This window comes from Acinetobacter sp. ME22 (genome assembly GCF_022012315.1).
Classification (GTDB): domain Bacteria; phylum Pseudomonadota; class Gammaproteobacteria; order Pseudomonadales; family Moraxellaceae; genus Acinetobacter; species Acinetobacter brisouii_A.
The window spans coordinates 21,605-28,576 of the sequence record NZ_JAKLTL010000021.1 but is presented as its reverse complement, the minus strand read 5'-3'; the positions used below and the strand labels follow the sequence as shown (position 1 = coordinate 28,576).

General features: G+C 39.2%; 8 protein-coding genes. All 8 read right to left on the bottom strand.

The genetic code is table 11. From position 1 onward, the window contains the following. Positions 1–2 precede the first annotated feature (2 nt). A complete protein-coding gene (locus tag LVY74_RS16625; protein ID WP_151710366.1) occupies positions 3–362 on the bottom strand; it encodes a lipopolysaccharide assembly protein LapA domain-containing protein in 360 nt (119 codons plus the stop codon). A gap of 26 nt (positions 363–388) precedes the next feature. Continuing rightward, complete coding sequence (locus tag LVY74_RS16620; protein WP_151710367.1) at positions 389–694, bottom strand: integration host factor subunit beta; 306 nt, start codon at positions 692–694, stop codon at positions 389–391. Between the two features lie 157 nt (positions 695–851). Next, positions 852–2,525, bottom strand: coding sequence for a 30S ribosomal protein S1 (gene rpsA, locus LVY74_RS16615; RefSeq protein ID WP_237815986.1), 1,674 nt, complete (start codon positions 2,523–2,525; stop codon positions 852–854). 94 nt (positions 2,526–2,619) lie between these two features. Further along, positions 2,620–3,309, bottom strand: coding sequence for a (d)CMP kinase (cmk, locus tag LVY74_RS16610; protein ID WP_237815985.1), 690 nt, complete (start codon positions 3,307–3,309; stop codon positions 2,620–2,622). Between the two features lie 252 nt (positions 3,310–3,561). Continuing rightward, positions 3,562–4,455 carry an amino acid ABC transporter substrate-binding protein gene (locus LVY74_RS16605; protein ID WP_237815984.1) on the bottom strand — a complete coding sequence of 298 codons (894 nt, stop codon included), beginning with the start codon at positions 4,453–4,455 and terminating at the stop codon, positions 3,562–3,564. Positions 4,456–4,629: 174 nt separating this feature from the next. Beyond that, entirely contained in the window at positions 4,630–5,136 is a 507-nt protein-coding gene (tadA, locus tag LVY74_RS16600) for a tRNA adenosine(34) deaminase TadA (RefSeq protein ID WP_237815983.1), read from the bottom strand. After that, entirely contained in the window at positions 5,126–6,247 is a 1,122-nt protein-coding gene (locus tag LVY74_RS16595) for an enoyl-CoA hydratase/isomerase family protein (RefSeq protein WP_151710373.1), read from the bottom strand. The genes tadA and LVY74_RS16595 overlap by 11 nt, the downstream gene beginning before the upstream one ends. Beyond that, positions 6,244–6,957 (bottom strand): uracil-DNA glycosylase, encoded by a 714-nt coding sequence (ung, locus tag LVY74_RS16590; protein ID WP_151777343.1) that lies wholly within the window; start codon positions 6,955–6,957, stop codon positions 6,244–6,246. Before ung ends, LVY74_RS16595 begins: the two co-directional genes overlap by 4 nt. Positions 6,958–6,972 lie beyond the last annotated feature (15 nt).

The following is a 6,972-nucleotide window of genomic DNA, read 5'->3' as shown; positions in this document are numbered from 1 at the left end:
CATTATAATGGGCTTTTATCTTCGGGGCTAATATCCAAACTAGTTTTTTCAGATCGCTGATGTGCAATTGCTTCCGTAGCAGCCAATTGAGCATGCTGAATTTGCTCTTTACGAAGTTGGTCAATCTCTTTATGCAAACGCTGGATTTCCCAACGACTTTGGAATACACGAAAAACTTGTACACCTAATAGCAAACCTAAAATTACACCTAAAGCAAGCGTAATTAACACCAATAAACCCACTCTCATTTCAGGGACATGGCTAAACCATAAATCCACAGAAACAGGAGTACCATTTAGCAAAACTAATGCTAACGAATAAATAAATAATATAATTAATACAACAATGAGGATAAAGCGCATAAGCCCTCCTACATGAGCGTTCTTAATTATTCATCCGCAGATTCGTTAACTGCATCACGCAGTGCTTTACCAGGTTTAAAATGAGGAACTGCTTTTGCCGCAACCTCAACAGACTTACCTGTTTTCGGATTACGACCTACGCGTGGTTCACGATGATGCAATGCAAAACTTCCAAAACCACGAATTTCAATACGATTGTCCGATGACAACGCTTCAATCATTTGATCTAGCATGATTTTTACTGCTTCTTCAACAAGAGGCTCAGCCAAATGCGGATTTTTCAAAGCAATACGTTGTATTAAATCAGATTTATTAAGTGCTTCTGTAGTCATCTATGACCTCATTGGTTTATATCGATTTATCAGTCAATTGATAATAACCCGTTTAAATACAAAACGGTAGCGCAGTATACCAATACTACGCTACCGTTTACAGTAATTAAATACAAAGTATCAATTAGTTACACTAAATTGCTACTTTTTTTATTTATTACTTCATTTGAGCTTTGATCAAATCACCAATAGTCTTAGGACCATTGTCTTGACCAGCAGCTGCTTGACGTAAGTTAGCAACAGCTTCTTTCTCTTCAGCTTCATCTTTCGCTTTGATAGACAAGTTGATAGAACGAGATTTACGATCAACATTGATGATCTTCGCTTCGATGTCTTGACCAACTTCTAAGAATTTAGTTGCATCTTCAACGCGATCACGGTTGATTTCAGAAGCTTTTAATTGAGCTTCAACTTCGTCAGCCAACTTAACAGTAGCGCCTTTAGCATCAACTGCAGTTACAGTACCTTTAACCAAAGCACCACGTTCGTTAGCAGCTAAGAAGTCATTGAACGGATCGCTGTTTAATTGCTTGATACCAAGGCTGATACGGTTACCTTCAGCGTCTACAGACAAGATAACAGCTTCAACAGTGTCACCTTTCTTGTAACGACGGATAGCATCTTCGCCTTGTTCGTTCCAAGAAATATCAGACAAGTGAACTAGACCATCGATACCACCTGGTAAACCGATGAAGATACCGAAGTCAGTGATAGACTTGATCGTACCTGAAACTTTTTCACCTTTGTCATGGTTTTTAGCAAACTCTTCCCATGGGTTAGCACGAGTTTGTTTGATACCAAGAGAAATACGACGACGTTCTTCATCAACTTCAAGAACCATAACATCAACTTCATCACCAATCTGAACAACTTTAGATGGGTGGATGTTTTTGTTTGTGTGGTCCATTTCTGAAACGTGTACTAAGCCTTCAACGCCTTCAGCGATTTCAGCAAAGCAACCGTAGTCAGTTAAGTTAGTAACGCGAGCTTTAACGATAGAACCTTTAGGATAACGGCTCATGATCGCTAACCATGGATCTTCACCAAGTTGTTTAAGACCTAGTGAAACACGATTACGCTCTTTGTCAAATTTAAGTACTTTAACAGTAACTTCTTGACCAACTTCAACAACTTCTGATGGGTGCTTGATACGTTTCCAAGCCATGTCAGTGATGTGAAGAAGACCATCGATACCGCCAAGGTCAACAAATGCACCGTAATCAGTAAGGTTCTTGATAGTACCTGTAACTGTTTGACCTTCTTCAAGTTGAGCAAGAAGAGCTTCACGGTCAGCTGAAGATTCAGCTTCCATAACAGCACGACGAGATACAACAACGTTGTTACGTTTAGCATCAAGTTTGATTACTTTGAACTCTAACTCTTTACCTTCAAGGTGAGTTGTGTCACGAATAGGACGTGTATCAACTAAAGAACCTGGCAAGAACGCACGAACTGGACCGATGTCAACAGTGAAACCGCCTTTAACTTTACCAGAAATAACACCAGTAACGATTTCGCCATCTTCAAAGATTTTTTCAAGTTTAGTCCAAGTTTCAGCACGTTTTGCTTTTTCACGTGATAAAACTGTTTGACCCATGCCGTTGTCAAGTGCTTCAACAACAACATCAACAGTATCGCCAACTTGAACTTCAAGTTCACGTTGGTCGTTTAAGAATTCTGCACGGTCAACAACGCCTTCAGATTTAAGGCCAGTGTCAACAGTTACCCAGTCGTCATCGATGCTTACTACAACACCAGAGATGACTGCACCCTTTTCAACGTTTAAATTTAATTCGCTTTCTTCAAAGAGGGCTGCAAAAGATTCGGTCATGTTATACCTGATAAAGTCAACAGTCTTGGATCAGTCAAGGCTGGTTTAGTTACACTGACACATCATCCATAAATCTGATCAAGCGATGTATCAGCTAAAGTGTTTTTGCTAATTGCACATCGATATAATTGACCATTTGCATAAAAACTTCGTCGATTGTTAAGTATGAACTATCAATCACTAAGGCATCTACCGCTGGCTTGAGTGGAGCAACTGCGCGCTCCATATCTCGTTTATCTCGTGCTTGTATGTTAGCTAAAATGTCAGCTATTTTAGCATCCTCACCCATGCTCTGCAACTGTTTTGCACGACGTTCAGCCCTAGATTGTGCAGTCGCTGTGAGATACAATTTTGCTTGAGCATGTGGAAAAACAACTGTCCCCATATCCCGCCCATCTGCCACAAGACCTGGTGTTTGTGCAAAATCTCGCTGGCGTTGCAATAAAGCAGCTCTCAACTCTGGAACAACTGCAACTTTAGATGCAAATGCACCCACTTCTTCTGTTCGAATCACTTGTGATACATCTTCACCATCAAGTACAACCTGAATGCCTTGTGATGTAGGTAAAAATTCGATGTGCAAATTACGAGCAATATTCACACAATCAATTAGATTTTCATGAATCTTGGTGATAAGGTTTTGTCTTTGTAATGACAAACCCAGTAAACGATAGAGCGCTCCAGAGTCCAACAGATGATAATGATAATGTTGAGCAATTTTTGTAGCCAATGTCCCCTTACCTGAGCCACTTGGCCCATCAATCGTAATTACATGAATATTCATAAAGGTTCCAAATGCAAATTTTAATATTTAGGTTAATCTATAATAAATAGTCTGCATTCTGCATGAGGCAAATTCAATCCTCTTTTATTATTTTTAGTGAGAAAATTCACAATATTTTAAGCAAATTTGTGACGATTGTTTTTATTTAAACTTATTTTAAGAATTTTATTTATTAATTTAGATTTAATTATGTTTTTATAATTTAATGTGATGTTTAGCCGATAAAATCAGCTAAACATCAAATTTTTAAAATTAATTACCTGCATCAGTAGGACGAGCACGCAATACTTTATTTGCTTTATTTAACTGCATATTTACAGCAATATTACGTGGTGGAATTGGAGATAAGAACCATTTTTTATACAATTGATCCATTTTCCCAGAACGCCACAAACCTGTAACAACTTTATCTGCAATTGCTTTCATTTTTGGATCATTGTTTGGCAACATAATCGCATATGGATCTACAGACAATGCAGTTCCCACGATTTTATAATCATGTGGATGCCCTGAAGTTGCAATTAAGCCTGCTAAAGTTGAATCTGCTCCAACAAATGCTTCTGCTTTTCCTGCGGCAAGTAAAGCAAATGATTGTGCATGATCTTGACCATAAATTTTATGGATTGTTAAATCTTGACCACGCACACTACGCTTCAAATATTTGTCTGCAATCACGCCTGCTGTCGTTACTACAGTTTTTTTATCTAGATCATCCAATTCTTGTACAGGAGAATTGCTTTTGACCGCCATACGAATCTCAGCCATATAATAGTTGGTTGAGAAATCTACTTCACGATCACGAATGACTGAATGTGCAGATGTTCCGCATTCCATATCAATCTGACCAGATCGCAACATCGGAATACGTTCTGTTGGATTAACTGCTTTGTACACAACGCGCAAATTTGGCATATGTAGATCTTTCTTGATCTCTGCAGCAACATCATTACAGATATCAATTGCATATCCCATTGGGCGTCCATTCACCACATAGGAAATAGGCTGTGATGATACGCGATGACCAATCACAATAGTTCCTGTTTTTTGAATTTTAGCTAATGTATCTGTTGCAAAAGCCGATGTCGCTGACAGAGATAAACCACAAAGTGCAATTGATGTACAAATTTTTCCAAGACCCGATTTCATATTTTCCCTTTATGCTCATATCAATATTTATAATGTCCTTAATACTGACACTCACATTTGAATATAATTTATGAGCGCACAAATATAGGTCATTTCCAACAAATTAACAGTATAATCATAAATTGTATGAACAAAAATAGAGCATAAGATTTTTTAACGAACCAAAACGATGCTTTATTGTTTTTTTTGCGCTCTGCGCTTTTTGAAAAATGCACGCAGCAATGCACTGGCCTGTCGCTCTAGGCAACCATGTTGATATTCAAATACATGATTATAATAGCCATTATTGCTTAATAGTTGTCGAGCGCTAAGCAATGATCCTGCTTTTGGCTCAGATGCAGCAAAGATAACTTTTTGAATACGTGCATGCACTAGTGCCCCCACACACATAGTACAAGGCTCTAAAGTGACATAAAGCACAGCATCGTCAGGCAGGCGATAGTTTTGAATACGTGCGCACGCATCACGCAATGCAACAATTTCAGCATGTGCTGTTGGGTCATGTAAGGTGATTGGAGCATTGTATCCCACTCCAATCACCCTATTTTGACTCACAATAACAGCACCAACAGGAATTTCACCATGCATTTCTGCAAAACTCGCTTGTTCCAAAGCGAGATGCATCCATTTTTCATCATCAGTTGTAAACGGATAGCGCTCAGGTATAACTTCAAATGACATGATATTGTTTTAAAATCGCATTCCAGCTTTCAATGGTTGTGATTGGCGGGCATGCACCTAAAATTCCTTTTAAGCTCAACTCATCATATTTTTGCCATTCTGGTGATAAATCCTTATCCACCAAACGAGCACGAACACCTTCTACAAAATCAGGATGGCGAATTTTCCAGTCCGAGATCTGTTGCTCCAGATCAAAAACTTCATTCCAAGAATGAACATGCCGCCCCCATTGCCACAACAACCAAGTCAGTGCAGCTGTCACAGGCGAACCTTTTTGCAAATTTTCACTGGCTTGGCGCAACCAGTCACTTCGAGCATCACTTAAACCAATAATCGCTTCATAGTCATACTCAAAATGCACACCACGACAGACACTGTGCAACACATCAAGAGAGTTTTGCAAAGGCCCAGCACCAACAGGACGGTGTAGACTATTTAAAGTATCATCAATTGCTCTAAAATCCCCAGCAGGATAATGTTCCCAATCAATACTCATCACTTTTTTTAAGACAACATCACGTTGAGCATCACAAATATGAGTCGCCCAACCAATCGCATATGCACCTGCCGAGGTCATAATCGAACCCGTTAGCCCCGTAAATAGACCAACAGCCCCTCGATCTGCTAGGAAACGCGTGCCACCCACATCTGGATATAAACCAATATTGATTTCTGGCATTGCTAAACGTGAATAAGGTGTTACCAAACGAAATGGTGCTGCCATGAACAAACCAAGACCACCACCCATGACATAACCTTCACCCCAAACTACAATTGGCTTCGCATAATTATGTAATAACAGGTCTAATGCATATTCTTGTTTAAAAAATTCAGCAGCTGTATCCGCTTCATTTTCAAGCACAAGTTGGCGTAATTTACGCACATCACCACCAGCACAAAAAGCTTTAGGTGTGGTTGAATCTAACCAAATCGCTTTGACTGTGTCATCATGATGTAAATCTTCAAATACTTCTCTTAATGCTTTCACAATGGAAAGATCAAGCGCATGTAAAGATTTTGGTCGATTTAAGCGTACAATACGCCAACCATTTTCTGCGTGTTCAACAATAAGGTCCGAATGATACTGCTGAGTATTTAGAGGTTGTGTCATGCGTCCAGCTGCCAGTTTATTGGCTCAATGCCATGTAGTTTCAGATAATTATTGGTCTTAGAGAACACTTTACAACCAAAAAATCCACCACGATTTGCGGCAAGTGGTGATGGATGAGCGGCTGTTAATACCAAATGTTTCTCTCGATTAATTCGTTGTCCTTTACGCTGTGCATACGCACCCCACAGAATAAAGACAATATGTTCACGTTGTTCATTTAACACATCAATAACATGGTCAGTAAAATCTTCCCAACCTTGTTTCTGATGTGATGTAGGCTGACCAGCTTCTACAGTTAATACACTATTGAGCAACAGTACCCCCTGTTCTGCCCATTGTGTTAAATCGCCATGTTTAGGCATATTTAAACCGAGATCTGTGTGCAACTCATGGAAAATATTACGTAAAGATGGAGGTAATGCAACCCCTTTTTGTACAGAAAAGCTTAAACCATGTGCCTGATTGGGGCCATGATAAGGGTCTTGCCCTAAAATGACAACTTTCACCTGCTCTAATGGTGTTGTATTTAAAGCATTAAAAATCAATGTGCTTGGTGGGTAAATCGTTTTCTCTGCAAGTTTCTGTTCACGTAAAAAAGTTCGTAAATGATCCATTTTGGAGCCTAGCAAAAAATCCTGTAATGACTGCTTCCACGAATGATCAAGCTGAACTTTACTTAATTTTTGCTGTTGCTCTGCGGTTAATTCCATATCAAAATACGACTC

Coding starts and splice junctions, on each gene's coding strand:
- LVY74_RS16625 (WP_151710366.1), bottom strand. CDS start 362: ATGCGCTTTATCCTCATTGTTGTATTAATTATATTATTTATTTATTCG.
- LVY74_RS16620 (WP_151710367.1), bottom strand. CDS start 694: ATGACTACAGAAGCACTTAATAAATCTGATTTAATACAACGTATTGCT.
- rpsA (WP_237815986.1), bottom strand. CDS start 2,525: ATGACCGAATCTTTTGCAGCCCTCTTTGAAGAAAGCGAATTAAATTTA.
- cmk (WP_237815985.1), bottom strand. CDS start 3,309: ATGAATATTCATGTAATTACGATTGATGGGCCAAGTGGCTCAGGTAAG.
- LVY74_RS16605 (WP_237815984.1), bottom strand. CDS start 4,455: ATGAAATCGGGTCTTGGAAAAATTTGTACATCAATTGCACTTTGTGGT.
- tadA (WP_237815983.1), bottom strand. CDS start 5,136: ATGTCATTTGAAGTTATACCTGAGCGCTATCCGTTTACAACTGATGAT.
- LVY74_RS16595 (WP_151710373.1), bottom strand. CDS start 6,247: ATGACACAACCTCTAAATACTCAGCAGTATCATTCGGACCTTATTGTT.
- ung (WP_151777343.1), bottom strand. CDS start 6,957: ATGGAATTAACCGCAGAGCAACAGCAAAAATTAAGTAAAGTTCAGCTT.